This is a genomic window from Niallia tiangongensis, from assembly GCF_044704065.1.
Taxonomy (GTDB): domain Bacteria; phylum Bacillota; class Bacilli; order Bacillales; family Cytobacillaceae; genus Niallia; species Niallia tiangongensis.
Genome location: NZ_CP162613.1, coordinates 4,851,333 through 4,872,862 on the forward strand (window position 1 = coordinate 4,851,333; position 21,530 = coordinate 4,872,862).

Below are 21,530 nucleotides of genomic sequence, written 5' to 3' on the forward strand. Positions count from 1 at the left end.
TCGAACCTTTCATTGGCATCTTCGTATAATCATTCGGGTTTATTTTAAGCTGGAATACTTATGTCCCAGCCTCATAAAAAATAGGAGCTTAATAAAGATTATTTACTCTTTATTAAGCTCCTTCTTCCGAGCATGTGCCCTAAATATTAATTGATTTATTACTTCTGAAAACATTAAGCCCATCGCAATGGAACCAGATATTAAACACACCTTTGCTGCAAGGCTAACAGCTAAATAATAGTCATTCTCTACAAAATGACGCATCGCATTATAGGCTGCTCCTCCTGGTACCAACGGAATAATCCCAGCGACACTAAAAATAATCACTGGGGATTTGTACACTCGGGCAAACACTTGACTTACAACCGCTACAAGAAAGGAACCAGATAACGCCGCTAGCACCTCATTATGATAAAAAAATACAATTGCCCAATAGGCCATCCAGCCCAGCATCCCTACAAATCCACATTGGATTAATAGCTTCCGAGGAATATGAAAGATAATTCCAAATCCAAAAGTCGCAACAAAGCTAGTGATTGCCTGTGCTAAAAATTCATTCATTGCTATTTCCTCTCCTTAAAAAACCAAAAATGCAACAGCGATTCCTGAACCAATTGCTGTAGCGGTTAAAATCGCCTCCGCTCCTTTGGAGATACCAGATACTAAATGCCCAGCCATCAAATCCCTTACTGCATTCGTAATGAGCAAGCCAGGAACGAGAGGCATCACAGACCCGATTATAATCTTATCTACTTCCGAGCCAAATCCAGTCGAAACAGAAAGAAAAGCTATCACTCCAATCACAAAAGCAGCAGAGACTTCAGCAAAGAACTTTATTTGCAAGACTTTGTGAAAATACAAGGAACATAAGAACCCTAGCCCACCTGCTAGAAATGCTGGAATAAAATCTCGCCAAACACCATCGAACATGATTAAAAAACAGCCACTTGCAATAGCTGCTGCCATTACTTGAAACAAATCAGAATACGTACATTTTTCATCTTCTACATCTTTCAATAAATGGTATGCTTCGTTCATGCTTACTGTCCCCGTACTTATTCTACGGGATATATCATTTACTCGAACGACCTTTTCTAAATTAGTTGTTCGCTCAATAATGCGATTTAATTTTGTCTTTGTTGGTTCTTCTCCTTCTAGCGATAAAATAATGCCTGTTGGTGTAACAAAGCAATCAGAGTCTTTCACTCCATAAGCAGTTGCAATCCTTGTCATCGTATCTTCTACTCGATGCGTTTCAGCACCATTCTGTAACATGATACTCCCTGCTAAAATGCAAATCTCCATAATGTCGTATGTTTTTTCCACCGAAATATATGTCATATTATCTCTCCATTGAAGAAAGGTATTAGCACCTCTTTAGTAGTCATCATTGTAAAAACAAAGCTGTTTTCGTAAAGTTTGTTGCTATGACCCTGAATACACTTCGCTTTCCATGGGGAGAGCGCCGAGCCGCTTCGTCACTTAAGTTCCTGCAGGGTCTCGGACTTTCTCGCAGCTCCCGTAGGAGTCTACGTGTATTCAGGCTGCTCAGTATTTCTACTTAATTTATTTACCTATTGAGAAAACAACACTCTTTTAGAAAACAGCCAAAAAAAATGAGGAACTGCCGCTATCTTTACTGACGTAAGCAAGACCCATTACTTTTACAAGTCATTTGGTGCAAAGCAATTCTTATAAAATTACATTTATTATAGGGTATCACAAAAAATGGTCATTCCATCTAACCTGAATTCCATTTTTCGTTTTCTTTCTATTTTTATTCAACGAATTACAGTTTATATGAAATATGGTTATTTTATCAATATTTGAGGAGAAAGAAAATAGATGGGATTTTTACGAGGAAGAAAGGAAGGTGGAAAAAATTTTTTCCAAAATAAAAAGTCCATTATCGCATTAAAATGGACTTAACAAAAAGACATATATTTGTTTCCATTAATCGTTCTGAATTCCAAATCTCGCATTAATTTGACCACGAAGCATTTGTTTTTTTATTTTGCGTTCTTCTTCTTCTTTGTTCTTTTTCATAATTTCTTGTCTAATTTCGTGTGTACGAACCCCTTCTTCTCGTTTATTAGCAATCTCTATGAGTCTTTCTACATCGGAGAATGAATATTTTCGATTTCCTCTTTCTGGCCTCTCTGGAAAGATTAACTTTCTTTGTTCATAATATCGAATCTGTCTTTCCGTTAAACCAGTTAGTTCACTTACAACACCAATGGTTATTACCTTTCTTTTCTTATAGGATGGCTCATGATCCATTACTTCTCACCTCATGAAGTTAAATAGTATTCTCACTTGTTTTAATTATAATACTTTTCAGACAAAACAGAACTTATTTTGTTATATTTCCTAACACGAAAATCAAAAAATAGGTAAGATTTCCTTACATTTTTAATGATTTTTTATTTATTTTCCGTTAAAATGCTAAATGTATAAACTATTACTTGAAGTTCTTTACAAGGAATAGGTATTAGGTATTATTTTTATGAATGGAGAGGAGCCTTCTTACATGATAACCAAAGAAGCAGTTGATTTAGCTAAAAAAATCGTGGAGCTTGATCTTATGAGAGACGAGATTTGGGAACACTTAGCAGAGGTTGCTGGTGAACACGCCCACGAACTTCTTCGAATGGTTCAGAATAGCTAAATAAAACTGTATAGCCTTTACACTTCATGTTCTTTATATATGGGAAATTCCACGCCGAACAAGGATTGTGGGATTCCCATCTTTTATTTAGCGTTATTTTTTAGATTCTTACATGCATTAAATTTTTTCAATACACGTCCACCAAAATCTCCATTTAAGTGATAATTAATTCTCTCCGTTGTTAATAAATCTAACATCATTTTATAAGAATCCTTCCATTACTGCAAGCGAATGTCTAAATTTTTTTAATACTCTAATAAAAAAAAGACCATCTATCCCGATTCCCGTAAAAGCAGGGACCGGATAGATGGCCATTATATATTAAATACTAACATCCTTTTTTTGGAAAAAACCAAAAGTAATTATCATAAATAGAGCATAATAGATGAATAGGATACCTAAAGATACTGGCATCGTTATTGTCTCGATTATTTTATCCTGAAATACGAAAATCGTTTGATCCAAATGTGGGAATGGCAATACTTTTAACCAAGTATATTCTGTCGCTAACATTTGAATAATTTGCCCAATTGTCGAGGAAACAAACAATACAAACACTCCGACCCCAACAGCTATAGCCTGATTCTTAAATAATGTCGATAGCATAAAGGACAAGCTTAACACAAGCATTAACCCCGGCAAGTAATAAAGAATCATTTTTAAAAATAACATTCCGCCACTTGCTATGATCTCACCACTCGGCCCCATAACACGTACATTATCCCCAAAACTTCCTATACCAAAGAACGCAATGCTTATCAAGTACCCAACAATCATTAAAAAGACGATTAAACTGGCAGTATAAATTAATACAGCAATATATTTTGACAGGAGAATACCCCAACGTTTATGTGGTCTAATGAGTAATTGCTTAATCGTTCCATCAGAGAATTCAGAGGAAACACTTCCAGCACAAATAATTACCACAAATAAGGTAATTAAAGATTTCATTCCAATAACCATTCCATTCATATTTGACCAAGAGGTTGTATATGGACTAACATCATTCTCTAAATCACTTTTATAACCTTGAATTTTCATTTGAATTGCTTCTTTTGTTTCATCCCAGTTGAAATCTTCTCCACTTTTCATTAAGCTTTCTTCCGTCTTTGCTGTAGGAAGCTTCTTTTCGAGACTGTTTATTTCTGACTGTACCGATTCACGCCAGTCATCACCCTTATATTGCGGGTTCATCTTCATCTCTAAAACACTTCCACCAATTAGAGCAAATATAAGAATAATAGGGAATATCCAGCTATTTTTCTTTTCCCAAATTTTGATTAATTCATTTTGTACTAACCCAATCATTTTGTTTCCTCCTCTCTCTTCTGATTGGTAATTTCTAAGAAACGGTCTTCCAACGTTGCTTTTACTACATAAATTCCGTATACAGCAATTTGTTTTTCAACAAGTAGCTTATTAACCAGCGGAATTGCTTCTTTAGCCAGCTTCACGACCAACGCTCTATTTTTCGCAGACATGACATCTACTTTGATTTCACTAGCTGTAAGTAAATCAACAGCTTTTTCTGGTTCCTCTAATTCAAACGTTACTTCTCTTACACTTACCTCTTCCTCAGAAACCGTTTCGTCCATATTTGAAATATGAATTAATTTCCCCTTTTCAATAATTGCAAACCGATGACACATTAATTGCATTTCCGATAAGAGGTGGGAAGACACTAAAACAGAAATCCCTTCCCTAGCTAATAAATGCAAATAATCTCGAAACTCCCGAATCCCTTGTGGGTCTAACCCATTTGTTGGTTCATCTAAAATCAGAAGAGCAGGTTTATGTAATAACGCCTGTGCTACCCCAAGACGCTGTCTCATGCCTAGCGAATAGGTTTTTACTTTTTGATGAATGGCATTTTCTAATCCTACTAGTTTAATAACTTCGTTAAAGCGATCTTCTGATATTGGTTCCTTCGCCATTCTGGCATAATGCTTCAGATTCTTATATCCACTCATATATTTATAGAACTCTGGATTCTCTACAATTGCCCCTAAGCTGCTCATCGCTTCTGAAAAGTTATTATCAAGATTATAATTATCGATAACAACACTTCCATTTGTTCTATTAATTAGGCTAACAATCATTCGGATAATGGTTGTCTTTCCTGCTCCATTAGGTCCTAACAACCCAAATATTTCTCCTTTTTCAACAGAAAAACTAACATTATCAACAATGTTCCTTCCTTTGATTCTCTTTGTGAGATTTTTGACTTCCAATGCATTTAAGCTCATCCTTTTCTCCCTTCTATATCATCACTATAAATTTCTTCCGCTCCCCACAAGATGTATTAATACACTTTTCTTTTACTAATACGATTTTCACTGGGAAAAGTTTCAATCAGTTAAACTTTTTTTGGAAAATACTTTACACTTCCCGCAGGCAATACTAGCTTTTTCAGCAACGACGCCTGCTATGTCTACCCTTTCTTACTGATCCCCATAGCCGAAGCCTCTTCGTGTATTCAGCCTGCTTCATCATATATTTTCACACAGTCATTCTAATTGGATTTTTCTAAAAACCAACGAAAAAACCGCTCTCTCTTGTATTTTTCCAAGGAAGAACGGTTGTGGATAAGCTTATAATTTTTAAAGTTTAGACAGTGGTTGTTGATAAATTGTTGATAAGTTCTTGGACTGGTGTATAGTCATAGCCAAGATCTGACGCCACTGGAGCATAGGTGATTTTTCCAGCGAAGGTATTTACGCCTTGTTTAATAGCGTAATTGTTTTCGATTGCTGCTACCGCCCCTAGATTTGCTATTTGAAGCGCATATGGCATCGTTACATTTGTTAATGCAATAGTAGATGTTCTTGGAACTGCCCCCGGCATATTAGCAACAGCATAATGTACTACCCCATGCTTCACATAGGTAGGATTATCATGTGTTGTAATATGATCTACTGTTTCGAAAATTCCTCCTTGGTCAATTGCCACATCAACGATAACAGAGCCTGGAGCCATTTTCTTTACCATTTCTTCTGTTACTAGCTTCGGTGCTTTTGCACCTGGAATTAATACAGCACCAATTACTAAGTCTGCATTCACAACTGCTTCTTCGATATTTGCCGGGCTCGAAATAACAGTGCTTAGGCTTGCGCCAAATTGATTATCTAATTCTCTTAATCTTTCCGGATTTAAGTCTAATAACGTTACATTTGCCCCAAATCCAATCGCTATTTTCGCTGCATTCATACCAACAATGCCGCCGCCAATGATTGTTACATTTCCCTTTTTCACACCAGGAACGCCTGCTAATAAGATTCCTTTTCCTCCATGAGGCTTTTCTAAGAACTGGGCGCCGATTTGGACAGCCATTCTGCCAGCAACCTCACTCATCGGTGTTAGTAATGGCAATTTGCCATTTACTTCTATCGTTTCATATGCTATTCCAATTACACCGTTTTCCGTTAAGGCCTTAGCCAGTTCTGGTTCTGCAGCTAAATGTAAATACGTAAACAAAATAAGTCCTTTATGAAAATACTGGTACTCGGATGCTAATGGTTCTTTTACTTTTATAATCATTTCTGCTGTATTCCATACTTGAGCTGCTGAGTCGATTATCTTCGCACCCGCTGCAGCATATTCTTCATTTGTAAAGCCACTGCCGATTCCTGCATTTCTTTCTACTAGAATTTCGTGTCCACTATTTTTTAAATAAGACACACCGGAAGGAGTAATTGCGACCCTATTTTCATTGTTTTTAATTTCCTTTGGGATACCAATAATCATTAGAATTCCTCCTTGTTATAAAACCTAACATAATTTGTTAGATATCTTAATATTATAATAGGACGAATTCTGAAAATTATCTTTGTTAAAATTAATGAAACAAAAACCGCTCATTTGTGAAAAAACACAAAGAGGAGAAGAGGAAGAGGCTGGGACAAAACGAAATAGCCAATCTGTAAAGACGAACAATCTCTAATTTAGCTCTTGAATAAAGGCTACTTTTTCATACTGATTATTTATGATTTTAAATATAGTCAAGTGTAAAAACTAATTCGTTCCATTGCGCTACAGACACTCTATGCGTTAGGGAGGAAGGCTTTAGCCTCATTCAGGCTGCGGGTAAGACCACCAACTTTACTGAAACAGCCTTTTATAGACTGATCAAAAACAAGAACAACCATATATCAGTCGATTGTTCGAATTTGTCTATAGTTGGAATAATTATGTCCCAACCTCAATTCTATTCTTTCTGCCAATGCATTAATTTTAAATCTAAGTAGATCATAAACTTTTGACTTGGGATCGATAAATCAACTTCCATAATCTCTACCATCCGCTTTAAACGATAAGCAAGCGTATTAGGATGAATATGCAAACGGGCTGCAGTCTTTTGAATACTTTCACTTTCATCTAAATACACCTCAAGCGTTGCTAATAATTCTGTATTATGCGTTTTATCATATTCTTTTAGATTTCGGATAGCGATATTTTCCGATCCATCCTGTCTTCTCTTTTCTAAAAGGATATCTAAAAACTGATAGATACCTAGTTCTTGATAATGGTAAAATGCACCTGCTTCCTGAGGGAATTTCTCTCGCACCTCTAAAACGGTTCTCGCTTCTCTGAAACTCTTTGGGACATCTCGATACTGTTTGTAAATTCCCCCAAACGTTCCATTCACTTCTTTAATAGAAAATCTTTCTTCTAGGTTTTGTTGAAAACTACAGATGAATTTTTTAAAACAAGCAATAGAATTCCCTTTATCCTCAAGAGGAGTTGCCAAAATAACCAATTCATTATCTTCAATGGTTGAGAAGAAAATTTTCACATCCTGAGACACCTTCAATAGATAAAGTATATGCTTTTCTATTTCCTTTGTAATCATTTTAGAAAACGGAAAAATCATCACCGTAAAGCAAGCTAATGAAGGCTTCCCCATTTCCTTTAATTTTTCGTCCACGTCCGCCTCTTTCACATATCCCGTTAACATTCTCCAGAAGAATTCCTGGTTATCCTGTAAAGTAGGGGTTTTACTTGTAGCAAAACGCGACAAAAGATGACGTGCTACCGATGCCGCGTTCTCTAAAAACCCCATCTTTTCCTCCGTTAAAGGGGTCCCCATTTCGATGGCCCAAATATATCCGATTACCTCATCCCCCCTCCAAATGGAAACAGCCACCCGATTTCCAAGACCAATTTCTTTTTTCCCTTTAATCCGAATTGGCTTTTTACTTTGAAGAAGCTGTGGAATCACTCCATCCTTCCAAAAACGATTGATTACTTTCTCCGGAACTCTGCGACTAATAATGGTAGAAATTCTGACCATATCCGTTTCTTCGTCATGACTGCTGTATACTAGCACACGATGATGGGGATCCTCCAACGTAATCGGACATCCTAATAATTCACTAACATGATCTGCAAAGCTTTCGAGGGAATCATACATATCCCTTCTAAACGGATTTCGCGGCTCACTTGTCATTTATCTACCCCTTTCCAAAACACGATCTAAATTCGTTCACAACATTATCTCTTTATATTTTATCGCGTTTGGAAGGCATTCAACAATAAGAATCTTTAGAAAAATACATAAACTAGCTTTTCTTTTCCTTCATCGCCTGTGAACCAATCAACCCTATAATTAATACAATAATGGATACAATACTATAATCCTTAAAAAAGGTAGTAAATGGTATGTCTAAAAACATAAAGACCAAAGTTATTAATCTACCAACCATTAAAACCAATCCAATGACAAGCAGCCAATTAAATAATTTTTCTAAAAACATCATCTGAAAATTCTCCTTTATCAGTTACTACCTTCTATAGATATTACTTCATTTTGACAGCTACTTTTTTTAACGTTATTCGATTTATCCAAAGCACGAATAGGATCAACAAAAATGTCCCTAAAAAAGAGATAGCCACAGAAAATTCTATTCCATTTAAAAAGTGTATTTTTCCAAAAATATCCTTTAATTCAAATGCCCAAAATCGATCTATAATAGAAAGGATTAGAACTGCTAAAGCGATATATGCCATGCCTATTAGCACACCGAAACGATAAAACCCAGCTCCTATTAACCATCCCACCACAAAGTATCCCAAAACGTTTAAGCTATAGATAAAGAAGAGAAGTAGCCAGGATGGATCTTGCCCCAAATAGCTCTCTATATGAATATCTGAAACAAATCCTTTTTCTACTAAAGCAATTATTAAACCAACAAGCATCATGCTAAATGAAACGATTACAGCAGAAATTGCCTGCCCATAAAAATAGTCTTTTCTCGGAATTCCTTGCTTCACATAAAAAGTTAAGAAGCCTGCTACAGAAATAATCCCTACTACCAACATAAAGATTTTAATTGGTCCATAGACGAAAGGAAAGAATCCTTGTTGAATAAATTTCTCTTCCCCATTAATAGATCGCAAAATAGTATAGACGATAAATACAATTGGGATAACCCATAATGCCCAAGTGAATTTCAGCCATGACAAATCCATTGCAATTTTAAAAATATTATTTTTGGACTTCATACTCTTCCTCCTCCTTCGTTAAGTGGATAAATAAATCTTGTAAGGAAACAGGTCCGATTTCTAATCCTTTCATTCTTGCTTGTTCTCTTTTTTCGTTTGTAAGTTCTTCATAGACCATAACCGATTTCGTCCCGCCTAAAGTTTGCGAATTAAGCTGTACCATGTCTTGAACAAACTCTTCTACCGCCTGTTTAGAGCCCGTGATAGCTGCTCCCTTCTCTAATAAGAGATCAATCGGCTCCTTTATGATTACTTCTCCTTTTTTAAGAATCACCACTTCTTCAAATAAATAATCCATTTCAGATACTAGATGCGTCGAAAGAATAATCGTCCGAGGAAATCGTTCGTAATCTGCCAGTACTTCTTTATAGAACTTTTCCCTTGTAGGAGCATCCATGCCATTGTAGGCCTCATCAAAGATCGTAATTTTAGATCTGCTCGCCAATCCCAAAGTGACATTAAGGGCTGATTGCATTCCCTTTGATAATTTTGATACATACTTATCTAAAGGCAATTTAAATAACTTCACTAACTCCAATGCATATTGGCGATCGAAGTGAGGACGATATCTTTCTACTGCTTCGATCATCCCCTTCACCTTTTCTGTCTCTGCGCTATAATCTGTTTCAAAGACAAAGGTTACTTCTGACATAATCGCAGCATTTTCGAACGGATCTTGATCCGCAATGTTTATGGATCCGGCTGTTGGCTGAGTAAAAGACGCTAGTAAAGGTAATAACGTAGACTTTCCAGCCCCATTCCTGCCAATCAGTCCGTATATTTTATTCGCTTCTAAATGCAAACTAATATCTTTTAATGCCTGGTATTTCCTAAACTTTACAGAAACTTGATTCATCTTTATATCAAAACCCATATTTAATCACTTCCTTTTAATTGATTCATCATATTTGAAATATCTTCCTTTGAGAGACCTAATTTATTTGCCTCTTGGATCATGGGAAGTAAATATTGATCAAGAAATTGTTCTTTCCTCTGGGTTAACAATTTCTCTTTCGCTCCCTCTGCCACAAACATCCCTACACCCCTTTTTTTATAAATAATCCCATTCTCGACAAGCAAATTGATTCCTTTAGATATCGTTAAATGATTGATTTTATAAAAGTTAACAAGCTGTGTAGTCGAAGGGATTTGTTCATTTTCCCTTAACTGATCGTTTACGATTTGATCTTCTATTAGCTCCTTTATTTGCAAAAAGATTGGCTTGTTGTCACTAAATGGTGTGTTCAATGAATGATCACCGCCTTTCTTACTTTACTGTTATATGGTTATATAGTTATGTATATAACCATATATAATTTATTGTTTTCAGTCAATAGGCCATTTCAAGATTTTTAGGTAGATAATTATCTAGGGATACAGCAAAAACGGAACTCCTTATCAAATTTCAAACCAAAAAGACCTTTTAAAAGAGTATTCCTCCTTTAAAAGGTCCTTGTTATTACTATATATTCTGTTTTATAGTCCTTACTTCCATTAAGATCCTTGTTTCCTTTAGCCTCTGCATATTATAAGAAGATTCCTGCATCAATGTTTCATCCAAATAGGCAGGATGGGTCATTACTTCGATGCTTTTTCCAACTTCCACTTGCTCATGAAAATTTTCAAAATAGCTATCCGTAACCCCATCGCCATAAAAATCATCTAAAAAGACATCTGTTAATGTTTGAATATCCGTAAAATGAGGGCCTGCATTTCTTACAGGTAACCCGTATTTTTCAGAAAGCTTTTTTATTACTGGATAAAATTCTTTTATTCCATGCACATGATGATGGCTATCTAAATGTGATGGAGTAAGATCGGCATCTAAGCATTTCTCCATTTGCGCTGTCCATTCTCTTTCTAAATCATCCAAGCTTATTGAAAACGGATTTCCGTAAACAAAGATTTGCTTTTTAAAATTCCCCGCTTCATCTACGAGGCTTGGAACATCTTCTAAAAGCGGCCTTCCCCATGTTAACACAAGATGGACACCTACCTTTAAAGACGGTGTATCTTTTGCTAAGGATACGGCATGCTTTGTTGCCTTTGCATTCATCATCATTGTTGCAGAAGTAACAATTCCCTTGAGATGGGCATCAATAATTCCATAGTTAACCCCTCGACTAAGACCGAAATCATCTGCATTAATAATCACTTTAGTCATGGATTCGTCTCCTTTTAAAGCCTATGGAGCCATGAATTAATTTACACAGCTCTGCTTTTTTATACGAACACTTTTTTCCGAAAAAACTGTGGTAAATACGCTTTATGCGCCTCTAGCATTTCGTCGAGAATTAGCTTTGCTACTCGGTCACTTGGCACGAGTGGATTAATGGTCATGGCAAGCAGCGCTTTCTCATAATCGCCAGAAATAGCTGCTTCAATAGCTACTCTTTCAAAGGATTTGATTTGCATAACTAATCCTTGAACCGCTATTGGAAGCTCGCCAACTGTGATTGGCTTCGGTCCGTCTTTCGTAATGATACAGCTTACTTCTACTGCTGATTCATATGGAATTCCAGTAATTGCCCCATGGTTCACTGTATTGACCGCTTGAATATCACATTTATCCATATACATAGAGCGAATTAGACGAACAGCAGCATCGCTATAGTAAGCGCCTCCACGTTTTTCTAATTGGGGAGGCTTAATAGCAAGTTCTGGATCTTTATATAATTCAAATAATCCCTCTTCTAATTTTTGCACCACTTCAGCACGTGTTTCCCCTTTTTCTGCATCCTTTAGCTCCTGTGCAAGTACATCTCCTGTTTTGTAATAATAGTTGTGATAAGGGCAAGGAAATAAATTTAATCCTCTTAAAAACGCAGGCTCCCAGCCCATCGCATGAATATTTTGCATCGTAATTGCTTTTTCAGGATCCGTTATTAATTCGATTATTTCACTCTTCACACTTTTCCCATCAACATAAACATCAAGTCCATAAACCATATGATTCAGTCCCGCGAAGTCTATTCTTACTCTTCCAGGATCGACATTCAATAGGTCTGCAACTCCTCGTTCCATTCCAATCGGTACATTGCATAAGCCAACTACTTTTGAAATCCCACTGTAGCGTAGCACTGCTTCTGTTACCATTCCAGCAGGGTTTGTAAAGTTAATTAACCACGCGTCGGGACAAAGTTCTTCCATTTCTTTCGCTATTTCTAAAATAACTGGAATGGTCCGAAATGCTTTAAATAATCCGCCAGGTCCATTTGTCTCTTGGCCAATCACGCCATGCTTCAACGGAATTTTCTCATCAAGTGCTCTTGCCGCAAGCTGACCTACCCGCAATTGGGTTGTAACAAAGTCAGCTTTCGCAAGTGCCTTTTTCCGATCTAATGTGAGAAAAATATCAATGGAAACTCCAGCCTTTGCTACCATTCTACGCGCTAATTCGCCGACAATTTCCAACTTTTCTTTGCCTTCTTCAATATCAACTAGCCATATTTCCTTTACAGGCAATTCTTCATGGTACTTAATAAAGCCCTCGATTAGTTCAGGCGTATAGCTTGAGCCTCCACCTATTGTAACGATTTTTAAGCCTTGACTCATTCTGCCATCCCCCTTCTCGTTGTCTCTTGCAAAACTTCTTCTCGCAATTCAATAATCTCAAGAGCAAGGTCTTTCAATGTCATTGCAGTCATTAAGTGATCTTGTGCATGGATAAGGATAATCGGAATCGTAAATTGGTCCCCACCAGCCTCCAGATGGAGTAATTTTGTCTGAATTTTATGAGCCTCTGCTAGTTCAGTATCCGACTCTGTTAACTTCTTTTTAGCAGCATGAAAATCCTTTTTTTTCGCATCCTGTATGGCTTCCATCGCAAAGCTTCTCGCATTTCCGCTATGTAAAATCAGCTGAAAGGAGAGTTGGTATAATTCTTCCGCATTCACCTTATTTCACTACTTTCTTTTAGACACTTACAGAATCGGAATCTTTTGTAAGCTCTGTTTTATTTTTGGAATCAATTTTGACCTGCGCATAAACAAATGGTAAATAAACAACCGTTGATATAAGTAAATTTAAGGCAGCCAAACCAGCCCCCAGAAAGCTTCCCCCAGTCGCTAAATAGCCGCCGACTATCGGTGGAGTTACCCACGGAATTTTCGCCGTCACTGGTGGGACAATTCCGTATTCTACTGCAAGATAAGAGATAATTGTTGTGATAACAGGTCCAAGTACAAATGGAATAAACCAAATCGGATTTAAAACAATTGGTAGACCAAAAAGGATTGGCTCATTAATTTGGAAAACACCTGGCGCCCCACCAAGACCAATCATCTGTTTATACCGTTTTCTTCCTGCAATAATCATGGCGATAATTAATCCTAAGGTTGCGCCTGATCCTCCTAAATACACAAACGCATCTAGAAATGATCCAGCAAGTATATGATATTCTCCTAATGCTTGAACTCCTGCTTGCGCTAAATCAATATTTTCAGCACCTGTTTTTTCAAACAATGGTGTCGTTATTCCCCCTAATATATTGGGACCATGTAAGCCTACCATCCAGAATAAATGAACCAATAAAACAATTAATACTGCAAAAGGAAGGGAGTCAACAGCATTTGTTAATGGGGATACAATAACCGTATTTAACCAATCATTCAGTACCTTTCCATCTGTTACCATTCTGAAAACTACCCCAAATAGCCCTGCTAAAAAAATCGTTCCCATGCCTGGCACTAATTTTGCAAAGGATTTAGAAACGGCTGGCGGTACTCCATCTGGCATTTTAATCACTAAAGCTTTAATTTTAGATAAACGCAAGAAAATTTCTGTAGCGATCAATGCTACGATAATGGCTGTAAAAAGAGCAGTGGCGTTGAAATAATTAACAGAGACTAATCCCCAGACTCCACCTGCAACTGTTTCGGTCGCTGCTTCATCTATTGGTAACGTGACATTGGCTGTTTGGGGCAATAATAAGAAAAAACAGGCTGCAGATATAAGCATTGCTTCAAAGCCATCATCTCCATAGGATCTAGCTAATTTATAGGAGATACCAAACACTGCAAATACGGAAAGAAAAGCAAATGTTCCAAACCATATATCCCCACCTAATGTTGACCAGTTAGAACCAAATATCGCTTCCATCATTCTTCCGTAAGGTGGAATAATTTGTCCAAGATTATTAAAAAGTACTGCAAAAGAACCTACAATAGTAATAGCAATCATTCCAATTAATGTATCCCTAATCGCAAGCAGATGCCTTTGATTACCGAGCTTCAATGCAAAAGGCATAATAAATTTTTCAATAAATCCCATCATTTCTTTATTCCCCCTTAATTAAAGTAGTGGCTTGTTCCAACACTTTTTCACCATTACATAGTCCGTAGTCCTGCGGATTAATGGTAGCAACAGGGATACCTTTTTGATCGCCTGTTTTTTTTACTTGTGGCAAAAGAAATCGTACTTGAGGACCTAGTAAAACGACATCAGCATTCTCTATCTCGTTGTTCACTTCAGATGCTGCTATCGCCCAAATTTTGCAGTCTATCCCTTGATTTTTTGCGCTTTGTTCCATTTTCGAAACTAATAAACTTGTAGACATTCCAGCTGAACAACATAGTAGAATATTCAATAATTCATCCCCTTTTAATTGATAGATTATTCTGACTTTTAATCATAAAAAAACAGTGATCCTTTCTGATTTTTGTTACGTACGAATTCCTTTCAACAAGCCTTCCTATCTTAAGCGAAATAAAGAAATAGGGAAAACCTATACTCATATTGTAATAACAAATCTTTTATATTTCAATATATTTTTATTTGTTATTACAAATTTATTAATTATTTGCTTATTAAGTATAGAAAAGATATTCTATAAATAGAGACGTTACGGAGGGAAACGATTGTGGAAGAACTAAACAAAGAAGCTGCACTACACTCAATTGTAAAAGAGTCCATTATCACCATGATTAAAAGTGGCGAATATCAACCAAACACTAAATTGCCAACTGAGGCAGAATTTTGTAAAACATTTGGAGTTAGCAGAACAACCATCCGCACAGCACTGCAACAGCTAACGATTGAGGGATATGTGTACCGAGTACAAGGCAAAGGTACCTTTGTCGCGGAAAATAAAGTAAAACAATCTTTAACTAGCACGGTGGAGCAGTTCTCTGAACAAATTATGATGCAAGGGAAAGATCCATCTATAAAGGTACTGCAGCTTAAGGTCATAGAAGCCACAGACTTTCTTGCAAAACAATTTAACCAAAACATAGGAGAGCCCGTTAACTGCCTAGAACGTATGCGGTATGTAAACGATGCTCCTCTTCAATATGAAATCTCTTACCTACCCTGGTACAAAGTGCCTGGATTAGATAGTGCGGCATGCGAAAAATCCTTATACAAAATGCTTGAAACAAAATACAATATTAAAATAAGCAAAACAGTAGAGCATCTCGAATTGATTTTGGCGGATGACACGATTTCTAGGATGCTTGAGATACCTACTGGCTCCCCTTGCTTTTTACTTGAAACCTTTGCTTACGCCGAGGATGAAACAGCTATTGAATATTCAAAGACCATTTACAGAGGTGACAGAGCGCACTTTGTCATAGAACGGAATTATTGACACTTCAGGACAAGTGAATATTTGTTATTACAAATATTCACTTGTGTGTCAAAAGGTGCTTTTCTGATGAAGGAACTTAAATTGGAGATTTGGTTATATTTATTTTTTTATTGTCTTTATGAAACGCTCTTTTTCCTCGCTTACCAACAAAATGTGGCTTTCATTCTCTTTATGAACGCCTTTTTCTACACTAAGCCTTGAAAAGCAGGTTTCATTGATTTTCCTCTTGATTGCTCTATCCACAAAAAATCTTTCTTATCTCCTCTTTTTTTCATAAAAACCACCGAAACAACTATATTATCCACAGATTATCCACGATTTATAATAACTTATCCACAAAAAAAACCGATTTTCCTCTGTCATTGTAGACTAAGTACTAATCGGTCCTTCATCTATTCTATTAATTTTGATTCAACATTTGAAATGACTTTATTTTTACCAAACGACTAACTAGCACTAAGCCGATAATGGATCCTGCAAAACTGCTAACAGCGAAGGATGGCAGGTAAAATAAGGCTCCTGTCTTTGCGCCTAAAAAAACGGAAGCATACGGTACGGCTACCAAGGAAGCAATAATTCCTGTGCCAACGAATTCTCCTAATGCTGCTAAAATAGGCTTTGATGTTTTATGGAATAGATATCCAGCAAGAAGTGCACCAATCATACTTCCTGGGAAGGCTAATAAAGATCCCGTTCCCAATAAATTTCTTAACAGTGAAGTTGCAAAGGCAATGATCACTGCCGGAATTGGACCAAGTATGACTCCCGCTATTACATTTAACGCATGTTGAACTGGGTATGCTTTGGCAATACCTGCCGGAAACCAAAGAAGGGTGGAACCGTATGTCCCAATAGCAGTAAACATGGCCATTAGAACCAATAATTTTGTTCTTTTCATCGTATCATTTCCTCCACTCAAACAATTTTAAGCACGAAGACAAAGCAAAAGCCTAATCTCTATTGACTAGTAGACAGGAAAGAATTTACACAGGGGGTCTACTACAGTACGGACTTTTCACACAACAAAAAAGCCAGATCTAAACAGACCTGACTGATAAAGTCAAAAAGAAATAGAGTTAATCCGCTACTTCCCTACGCTGGTATGATCCAGATCAGGTCTTTAGGGTTAAAAAACGAACAGGTTTTTCTCTCAGCCAACACATGGCACCCCTAGTAGTCAATATATGCTTATGCTCTCTATTGTAACTTATTTCCTTTATAACGAAAAGCACTATTTTCCTGACATTAAAGGTGTTTGAGCAACTTCGCGTCAAAGCTTTCAACTAATTAGTCTGGAACACAACTAGGCTTCTTTACTCTTTTGACAATTTATCCACAAATTGCATGTCGATTAATTCATCGTATATATATCCTTCTGTATATACACCTGTTTTTTCTACGACATCCATCGGTTTTGCTACAGATTCTTCGGAAATATAGCCATCTTTACTCCATAATTCATCTGCATAGGCTCGATCTAATGATGCCTGCAGACTTTCCACTGAGGTTGAAGGGAATTCTGCTTTTAGCACTTGCATGGAAAGTTCAGGATTATCCTCTACTTTCTCTAATCCCTTTAATACTGCTCTGACAAAGCTCTCTACTACTTCTGGCTCTTTTTCTATGGTTGACTTTTTGACACTGACAACCGAATATGGATAATCTCCTAAACTAGCAAAGCTGTAAAACGGTTCTTTCCAGACGCCTTTGTTAATTCCCTCTGTAATTTGTGGTTCTCCTCCGTTTGCAATATCTGCATTTCCTGTTTCAACTAAGGAAACGACGGCACTTGCATCTGCTGGCTCTTCTAATATTACATCTTTTTCAGGATCCAATCCTAACTCCATTATTAACCATCTTGTCAAAAGGTTTGGACTTCCGCCATATCGACCAGCAGCAATCGTTTTTCCTTTTAAATAATTTGCCAGCTCTTCCTCATTCTCACTATCAACCGGTTCATCTGAACTTCCCATCAAATAGACATTGGCTCGATTGACAACATTGACTACTGACTGAATAGGGTCGGAGCTTCCCAGATTCGCCATTTGATTAGAATCTGGTCCGCCAATTACTCCCCAAGCATCGCCACTAACAACAGATGTAACATGGGCTCCTCCTGTTGCAGTGATAACTTCTACTTCCAGTCCCTCTTCTTCAAAATATCCTTCCTCCATCGCAACATACAACGGAAGATATCCAATCAAGTGGACTGGCTCAGAAATGATAAGCTTACGCAAACCATCCTTTGTTTCCTTTGCCCCCTCATTTGAACTACATCCAGCAAGGACCAACACGATACTAAGACAAGCAAGTAGAAAAAGCCTGCTCTTTTTCAAAGGTAATGCCCCCTTTTTCATATATAAATAGAATAGGAAATTTATTAGTGGATTGAAAAATGAAGATGAATATAGAAGTTTAATGTGGATGATGGAACTACATATTCTATTTCATATATATGGAACATTTTTTCTCATTATGTGCTTTCTAAAAGGAAAATATCTTATTCGCCATTTCTCCCTTTTAAAAGAAGCTTTTCTAGCCATACAGTAGCAAAGTACATAACAATTGATAGGATGGACAATACTGCTACTCCGACCCAGACAAGATTAATGTTCATAATTTGACCGGCATATAGAATCATTCTGCCAATGCCTTGTCTGGAGCTAATAAATTCACCAACGATGGTACCTGCTAAAGCTAAGGCAATATTTATTTTCAAGCTACTTACAATCCATGGCATGGTAGTTGGTACGACTACTTTTGTGAAGACATGCCATCTCTTTGCACCGAGAGAGTACATTAATTTTTCCAAATCCTTATCTACAGCCTTCACACCACTATATGCCGCAAGAGCTGTTGTAATAATGGTCATCATAAAGGCAAGAACTACTTTGGAGCCAAAGCCTATTCCAAATAAAATAACAAGGACAGGTGCCAAGGCTAGTTTCGGGATGGCATTAAATGCAATTAAATACGGTTCTGATATACGAGAATAATAGTAGGACCACCAGAAGGAAAGACCTAATAATGCGCCAAAAAAGGTTCCTAATCCAAAACCAAAGATGGTTGCTCCTGATGTGTATAATAAATCGTTCCATAATGAGCCTTCTGTCCAGGCTATATAACCTGTTTTCCATATCGTAGATGGGCTGCTCCAATAATAGGAATCAATGATTTTCCATTTGGAAAGCAATTCCCATGCAAGGAGAAAAATTATTCCAAAGCTCCATTGTCCTATCCGAGTAAAATTCTTTCTTTTTTTCGCAATTGCTTCTTCATCCTCGATATAAAGCTGCTCTGTTTTTGTTTTTGATCCCATCGTGCTTTTCCTCCCTTCTTATTCTGTTTCTTCAATCGATTTCAGCGATTGTAAAACGTATTCCTTTAATTGAATAAACGCTGAGTCTAGAAGTGTTTGTTCATTTCGCGGTCTTGGTAAATCAATCGAAACCTTTTCTTTAATCGTTCCTGGTCTTGGTGTAAGAATATATATTTCATCTGATAAAAAAATGGCCTCATCAATGTCATGCGTGATAAATAGAATTGTTTTCTTAAAATCACCCCATATTTGTAAAAGCCATTCCTGCATAAGCATTCGTGTTTGGGCATCTAATGCGCCAAAAGGTTCATCCAGTAAAATAACATCTTGATCATAAAGCAAGGTTCGTAGCAAAGCCGCCCGCTGTCTCATTCCCCCAGATAGTTCCTCTGGAAAATGCTTCTCAAATCCTTCTAATCCGTATCTTTCCAACAAAGGCAAGGCTCTTTGGATTGCCTCCTTTTTCGGAACACCTTTTACTTCTAAGCCTAAAATCACATTATGGAGAATATTTCTCCACGGCAGGAGTAAATCTTTTTGCAGCATATAGCCGACATGCCCACTTTTACCAACAATATCTTTACCGTCTAAAAGGACATGACCGGTAGATGGTTTTATTAATCCAGCAATAATATTAAATAACGTTGATTTCCCACAACCACTAGGACCAATTATGCTGACAAATTTCCCCTCTGGAATCTGCAAATTCGCATCCTTTAATGCGAAAAATTCTTTTCCATTTTTCCGAAAAACCTTACTACTGTTCATTACCTCTAATTTATGCAACCTGCGTCCCTCCCCATTCTAAAATATTCGATGTATTCGAGTACTTTTTTAATCAAAAATTCTTGATTGCCAATGAACATTCCACAGTTCTAAACTCATTCTTGCTATACTATATGTAAAAATAGGCGAATGGGATAATTAATATAGAAAAAAAGAGTTAATCGTAAAATAGAAGATAAACGGATATGCTTTTTTTAAAATCTAACTCATTCTTTTTTAATAATCTGAAAATTTTAATAAACATAGATAAATTCTATGTTAAAATGAACGTATATTTTTTTACAAGAACTGGAGTCCTTTACATGTTACAAAAAATGAATGCTTTTCTTGGAAAGTGGATGCCGCTTATAACTCCTGTGAGTGTAGTCATAGGTGTATTGCTAGCTGGTATATTGCATTATGCCGCTTTCTTAGTACCATGGATTTTTGCGGTTATGACTTTTGTAGGTAGCTTGACATCTAACTTGAAATCGGTGAAATATACGATTACTCACCCACTTTCTTTACTGTTAACACTGGCTATTCTTCATATCATCACTCCTTTATGGGCTTTTATGATCGGACATCTATTTTTCCAAGGGGATGCCTATACCATTACTGGTCTTACTTTGGCTGTTGTTATTCCTACTGGGATTACAAGTGTTATTTGGGTTAGTCTTTATAAAGGAAACATTGCGCTTACGCTTGCTATTATTTTGATTGATACCTTGCTTTCTCCATTTCTTGTACCTTTAAGTATGAGTCTATTTGTTGGAGAAACGGTTCAGCTAGAAGTTTGGGGAATGATGAAGGGACTTCTTGGAATGATTGTTCTGCCTTCGATTGCAGGCATGCTATTTAATCAATTCTCAAAGGAAAAAGCAAAAGCATGGAATCAGACACTTTCCCCTTTTTCCAAAATTGGCTTAGCACTTGTTGTTAGTATTAATAGTTCGGTAGTAGCACCTTACCTGCGGAATATTGATAAGAAGTTTCTTCAAGTAGCACTTACTGTTTTTATCATTGCATTATCTGGTTACATTTTTGCCTGGATATTAGGAATTTTAACAAAACGAAGCAAAGAGGAAATTATTTCCATGATTTATTCTGGGGGCATGAGAAACATTAGTGCAGGGGCAGTGCTGGCTGTAAGCTTCTTCCCGGCAGCAGTAGCTGTTCCCGTTGTTATCGGCATGCTATTCCAACAAATCTTAGCAGCTTTATATGGCTATTTCATCAAAATAGTGTATGAGAAACCTTTCGTTGGAAAAGTAAAGGAAGGGAAAATTTCATAGACAAATAAAAGGGGTAACGCTCACCAAAGAGAAGGTTACCCTTACTTTCCTTTATGATGTTTTATCGAAAATCATGGCACACATTTCTACCATTTCACTTGCCATAATCTTTAAGGTTTCGGTTGTTAGCATCTGGTCTTCTGCATGCATTAGAATGAGGGAAAAAGGCAGTTGTTCCCCAGCAGCTTCCCTTTGGATAAGAGAAGCATGGACTTTATGAATTTGATTATAAAATTGAACACCTTCTTCTATTTTTTTCTTAGCTTCTTCCAGCGTTCCATTTCGCGCAATCTGTATGGCTTCTACATAACAACTTCTTGCCTCTCCAGCAAATGATATAATTTGAAAGGCTGCTGTTTGCATTTCTTCTAACGTATTCATTTCACCACCCCTATA

At 36.9% G+C, this 21,530-nt stretch carries 24 protein-coding genes and 1 riboswitch; of the genes, 3 read left to right on the top strand and 21 right to left on the bottom strand.

What is annotated here, in order from left to right; genetic code table 11:
* Positions 1-102: 102 nt before the first annotated feature.
* From AB3U99_RS22960 to AB3U99_RS22970, 3 genes are all read right to left on the bottom strand, one after another.
* On the bottom strand, positions 103-561 hold the full coding sequence (locus AB3U99_RS22960; RefSeq protein ID WP_400244186.1) for a threonine/serine exporter family protein: 459 nt from the start codon (positions 559-561) through the stop codon (positions 103-105).
* Positions 562-576: 15 nt separating this feature from the next.
* Entirely contained in the window at positions 577-1,341 is a 765-nt protein-coding gene (locus AB3U99_RS22965; RefSeq protein WP_400244187.1) for a threonine/serine exporter family protein, read from the bottom strand.
* 612 nt (positions 1,342-1,953) lie between these two features.
* Positions 1,954-2,280 carry a MerR family transcriptional regulator gene (locus AB3U99_RS22970; protein ID WP_016202571.1) on the bottom strand — a complete coding sequence of 109 codons (327 nt, stop codon included), beginning with the start codon at positions 2,278-2,280 and terminating at the stop codon, positions 1,954-1,956.
* A gap of 250 nt (positions 2,281-2,530) precedes the next feature.
* On the opposite strand from AB3U99_RS22970, the gene AB3U99_RS22975 reads away from it, so the two are divergent.
* Positions 2,531-2,668 carry a hypothetical protein gene (locus tag AB3U99_RS22975; protein ID WP_192840934.1) on the top strand — a complete coding sequence of 46 codons (138 nt, stop codon included), beginning with the start codon at positions 2,531-2,533 and terminating at the stop codon, positions 2,666-2,668.
* A gap of 321 nt (positions 2,669-2,989) precedes the next feature.
* On the opposite strand, the gene AB3U99_RS22980 is transcribed toward AB3U99_RS22975, so the two are convergent.
* From AB3U99_RS22980 to AB3U99_RS23040, 13 genes are all read right to left on the bottom strand, one after another.
* On the bottom strand, positions 2,990-3,976 hold the full coding sequence (locus AB3U99_RS22980; protein ID WP_400244191.1) for an ABC transporter permease: 987 nt from the start codon (positions 3,974-3,976) through the stop codon (positions 2,990-2,992).
* Positions 3,973-4,914 (bottom strand): ABC transporter ATP-binding protein, encoded by a 942-nt coding sequence (locus AB3U99_RS22985; RefSeq protein ID WP_400244193.1) that lies wholly within the window; start codon positions 4,912-4,914, stop codon positions 3,973-3,975. Before AB3U99_RS22985 ends, AB3U99_RS22980 begins: the two co-directional genes overlap by 4 nt.
* Positions 4,915-5,275: 361 nt before the next feature.
* The gene (gene ald, locus AB3U99_RS22990) at positions 5,276-6,412 is read right to left on the bottom strand and encodes an alanine dehydrogenase (protein WP_400244195.1); all 1,137 of its coding nucleotides are present in this window, start codon (positions 6,410-6,412) and stop codon (positions 5,276-5,278) included.
* Between the two features lie 460 nt (positions 6,413-6,872).
* Complete coding sequence (locus AB3U99_RS22995; RefSeq protein WP_400244196.1) at positions 6,873-8,114, bottom strand: PucR family transcriptional regulator; 1,242 nt, start codon at positions 8,112-8,114, stop codon at positions 6,873-6,875.
* 112 nt (positions 8,115-8,226) lie between these two features.
* Positions 8,227-8,424, bottom strand: a complete 198-nt coding sequence (locus tag AB3U99_RS23000; protein ID WP_400244198.1) for a hypothetical protein — start codon at positions 8,422-8,424, stop codon at positions 8,227-8,229.
* A 40-nt stretch (positions 8,425-8,464) separates the two neighbouring features.
* Entirely contained in the window at positions 8,465-9,169 is a 705-nt protein-coding gene (locus tag AB3U99_RS23005; RefSeq protein WP_400244199.1) for a hypothetical protein, read from the bottom strand.
* Positions 9,153-10,043 (bottom strand): ATP-binding cassette domain-containing protein, encoded by an 891-nt coding sequence (locus AB3U99_RS23010; RefSeq protein WP_400244201.1) that lies wholly within the window; start codon positions 10,041-10,043, stop codon positions 9,153-9,155. Before AB3U99_RS23010 ends, AB3U99_RS23005 begins: the two co-directional genes overlap by 17 nt.
* A gap of 2 nt (positions 10,044-10,045) precedes the next feature.
* Positions 10,046-10,417, bottom strand: coding sequence for a GntR family transcriptional regulator (locus AB3U99_RS23015; protein ID WP_400244203.1), 372 nt, complete (start codon positions 10,415-10,417; stop codon positions 10,046-10,048).
* Between the two features lie 214 nt (positions 10,418-10,631).
* Complete coding sequence (gene chbG, locus AB3U99_RS23020) at positions 10,632-11,333, bottom strand: chitin disaccharide deacetylase (protein ID WP_400244205.1); 702 nt, start codon at positions 11,331-11,333, stop codon at positions 10,632-10,634.
* Positions 11,334-11,392: 59 nt separating this feature from the next.
* A complete protein-coding gene (locus AB3U99_RS23025; protein WP_400244207.1) occupies positions 11,393-12,724 on the bottom strand; it encodes a 6-phospho-beta-glucosidase in 1,332 nt (443 codons plus the stop codon).
* Positions 12,721-13,065 carry a PTS lactose/cellobiose transporter subunit IIA gene (locus AB3U99_RS23030; protein WP_400244209.1) on the bottom strand — a complete coding sequence of 115 codons (345 nt, stop codon included), beginning with the start codon at positions 13,063-13,065 and terminating at the stop codon, positions 12,721-12,723. The genes AB3U99_RS23025 and AB3U99_RS23030 overlap by 4 nt, the downstream gene beginning before the upstream one ends.
* Positions 13,066-13,084: 19 nt before the next feature.
* Complete coding sequence (locus tag AB3U99_RS23035) at positions 13,085-14,443, bottom strand: PTS sugar transporter subunit IIC (protein WP_400244210.1); 1,359 nt, start codon at positions 14,441-14,443, stop codon at positions 13,085-13,087.
* A gap of 4 nt (positions 14,444-14,447) precedes the next feature.
* On the bottom strand, positions 14,448-14,756 hold the full coding sequence (locus tag AB3U99_RS23040) for a PTS sugar transporter subunit IIB (protein WP_400244211.1): 309 nt from the start codon (positions 14,754-14,756) through the stop codon (positions 14,448-14,450).
* A gap of 273 nt (positions 14,757-15,029) precedes the next feature.
* Between AB3U99_RS23040 and AB3U99_RS23045 the strand changes: the two genes are divergently transcribed.
* Positions 15,030-15,755 carry a GntR family transcriptional regulator gene (locus AB3U99_RS23045; RefSeq protein WP_400244213.1) on the top strand — a complete coding sequence of 242 codons (726 nt, stop codon included), beginning with the start codon at positions 15,030-15,032 and terminating at the stop codon, positions 15,753-15,755.
* A 400-nt stretch (positions 15,756-16,155) separates the two neighbouring features.
* Here AB3U99_RS23045 and thiW read toward each other — a convergent pair whose 3' ends face one another.
* From thiW to AB3U99_RS23065, 4 genes are all read right to left on the bottom strand, one after another.
* The gene (gene thiW / locus AB3U99_RS23050) at positions 16,156-16,653 is read right to left on the bottom strand and encodes an energy coupling factor transporter S component ThiW (protein ID WP_400244215.1); all 498 of its coding nucleotides are present in this window, start codon (positions 16,651-16,653) and stop codon (positions 16,156-16,158) included.
* Between the two features lie 174 nt (positions 16,654-16,827).
* Positions 16,828-16,937: riboswitch (TPP riboswitch) on the bottom strand.
* 131 nt (positions 16,938-17,068) lie between these two features.
* Positions 17,069-18,091, bottom strand: a complete 1,023-nt coding sequence (locus tag AB3U99_RS23055) for an ABC transporter substrate-binding protein (RefSeq protein ID WP_400244217.1) — start codon at positions 18,089-18,091, stop codon at positions 17,069-17,071.
* A 164-nt stretch (positions 18,092-18,255) separates the two neighbouring features.
* Positions 18,256-19,074 carry an ABC transporter permease gene (locus tag AB3U99_RS23060; protein WP_400244218.1) on the bottom strand — a complete coding sequence of 273 codons (819 nt, stop codon included), beginning with the start codon at positions 19,072-19,074 and terminating at the stop codon, positions 18,256-18,258.
* Positions 19,075-19,092: 18 nt separating this feature from the next.
* The gene (locus AB3U99_RS23065) at positions 19,093-19,860 is read right to left on the bottom strand and encodes an ABC transporter ATP-binding protein (protein WP_400244220.1); all 768 of its coding nucleotides are present in this window, start codon (positions 19,858-19,860) and stop codon (positions 19,093-19,095) included.
* A 302-nt stretch (positions 19,861-20,162) separates the two neighbouring features.
* Here AB3U99_RS23065 and AB3U99_RS23070 point away from each other — a divergent pair, with 302 nt between their 5' ends.
* Positions 20,163-21,134, top strand: coding sequence for a bile acid:sodium symporter family protein (locus AB3U99_RS23070; protein WP_400244222.1), 972 nt, complete (start codon positions 20,163-20,165; stop codon positions 21,132-21,134).
* A 51-nt stretch (positions 21,135-21,185) separates the two neighbouring features.
* Here AB3U99_RS23070 and AB3U99_RS23075 read toward each other — a convergent pair whose 3' ends face one another.
* Complete coding sequence (locus AB3U99_RS23075; RefSeq protein WP_400244224.1) at positions 21,186-21,515, bottom strand: PTS lactose/cellobiose transporter subunit IIA; 330 nt, start codon at positions 21,513-21,515, stop codon at positions 21,186-21,188.
* Positions 21,516-21,530: the final 15 nt, after the last annotated feature.

Bases quoted from the DNA above. Each gene is read 5' to 3' on its own strand.
- AB3U99_RS22960 (WP_400244186.1), bottom strand. From the start codon at position 561: ATGAATGAATTTTTAGCACAGGCAATCACTAGCTTTGTTGCGACTTTT.
- AB3U99_RS22965 (WP_400244187.1), bottom strand. From the start codon at position 1,341: ATGACATATATTTCGGTGGAAAAAACATACGACATTATGGAGATTTGC.
- AB3U99_RS22970 (WP_016202571.1), bottom strand. From the start codon at position 2,280: ATGGATCATGAGCCATCCTATAAGAAAAGAAAGGTAATAACCATTGGT.
- AB3U99_RS22975 (WP_192840934.1), top strand. From the start codon at position 2,531: ATGATAACCAAAGAAGCAGTTGATTTAGCTAAAAAAATCGTGGAGCTT.
- AB3U99_RS22980 (WP_400244191.1), bottom strand. From the start codon at position 3,976: ATGATTGGGTTAGTACAAAATGAATTAATCAAAATTTGGGAAAAGAAA.
- AB3U99_RS22985 (WP_400244193.1), bottom strand. From the start codon at position 4,914: ATGAGCTTAAATGCATTGGAAGTCAAAAATCTCACAAAGAGAATCAAA.
- ald (WP_400244195.1), bottom strand. From the start codon at position 6,412: ATGATTATTGGTATCCCAAAGGAAATTAAAAACAATGAAAATAGGGTC.
- AB3U99_RS22995 (WP_400244196.1), bottom strand. From the start codon at position 8,114: ATGACAAGTGAGCCGCGAAATCCGTTTAGAAGGGATATGTATGATTCC.
- AB3U99_RS23000 (WP_400244198.1), bottom strand. From the start codon at position 8,424: ATGATGTTTTTAGAAAAATTATTTAATTGGCTGCTTGTCATTGGATTG.
- AB3U99_RS23005 (WP_400244199.1), bottom strand. From the start codon at position 9,169: ATGAAGTCCAAAAATAATATTTTTAAAATTGCAATGGATTTGTCATGG.
- AB3U99_RS23010 (WP_400244201.1), bottom strand. From the start codon at position 10,043: ATGGGTTTTGATATAAAGATGAATCAAGTTTCTGTAAAGTTTAGGAAA.
- chbG (WP_400244205.1), bottom strand. From the start codon at position 11,333: ATGACTAAAGTGATTATTAATGCAGATGATTTCGGTCTTAGTCGAGGG.
- AB3U99_RS23025 (WP_400244207.1), bottom strand. From the start codon at position 12,724: ATGAGTCAAGGCTTAAAAATCGTTACAATAGGTGGAGGCTCAAGCTAT.
- AB3U99_RS23035 (WP_400244210.1), bottom strand. From the start codon at position 14,443: ATGATGGGATTTATTGAAAAATTTATTATGCCTTTTGCATTGAAGCTC.
- thiW (WP_400244215.1), bottom strand. From the start codon at position 16,653: ATGAAAAGAACAAAATTATTGGTTCTAATGGCCATGTTTACTGCTATT.
- AB3U99_RS23060 (WP_400244218.1), bottom strand. From the start codon at position 19,074: ATGGGATCAAAAACAAAAACAGAGCAGCTTTATATCGAGGATGAAGAA.
- AB3U99_RS23070 (WP_400244222.1), top strand. From the start codon at position 20,163: ATGTTACAAAAAATGAATGCTTTTCTTGGAAAGTGGATGCCGCTTATA.
- AB3U99_RS23075 (WP_400244224.1), bottom strand. From the start codon at position 21,515: ATGAATACGTTAGAAGAAATGCAAACAGCAGCCTTTCAAATTATATCA.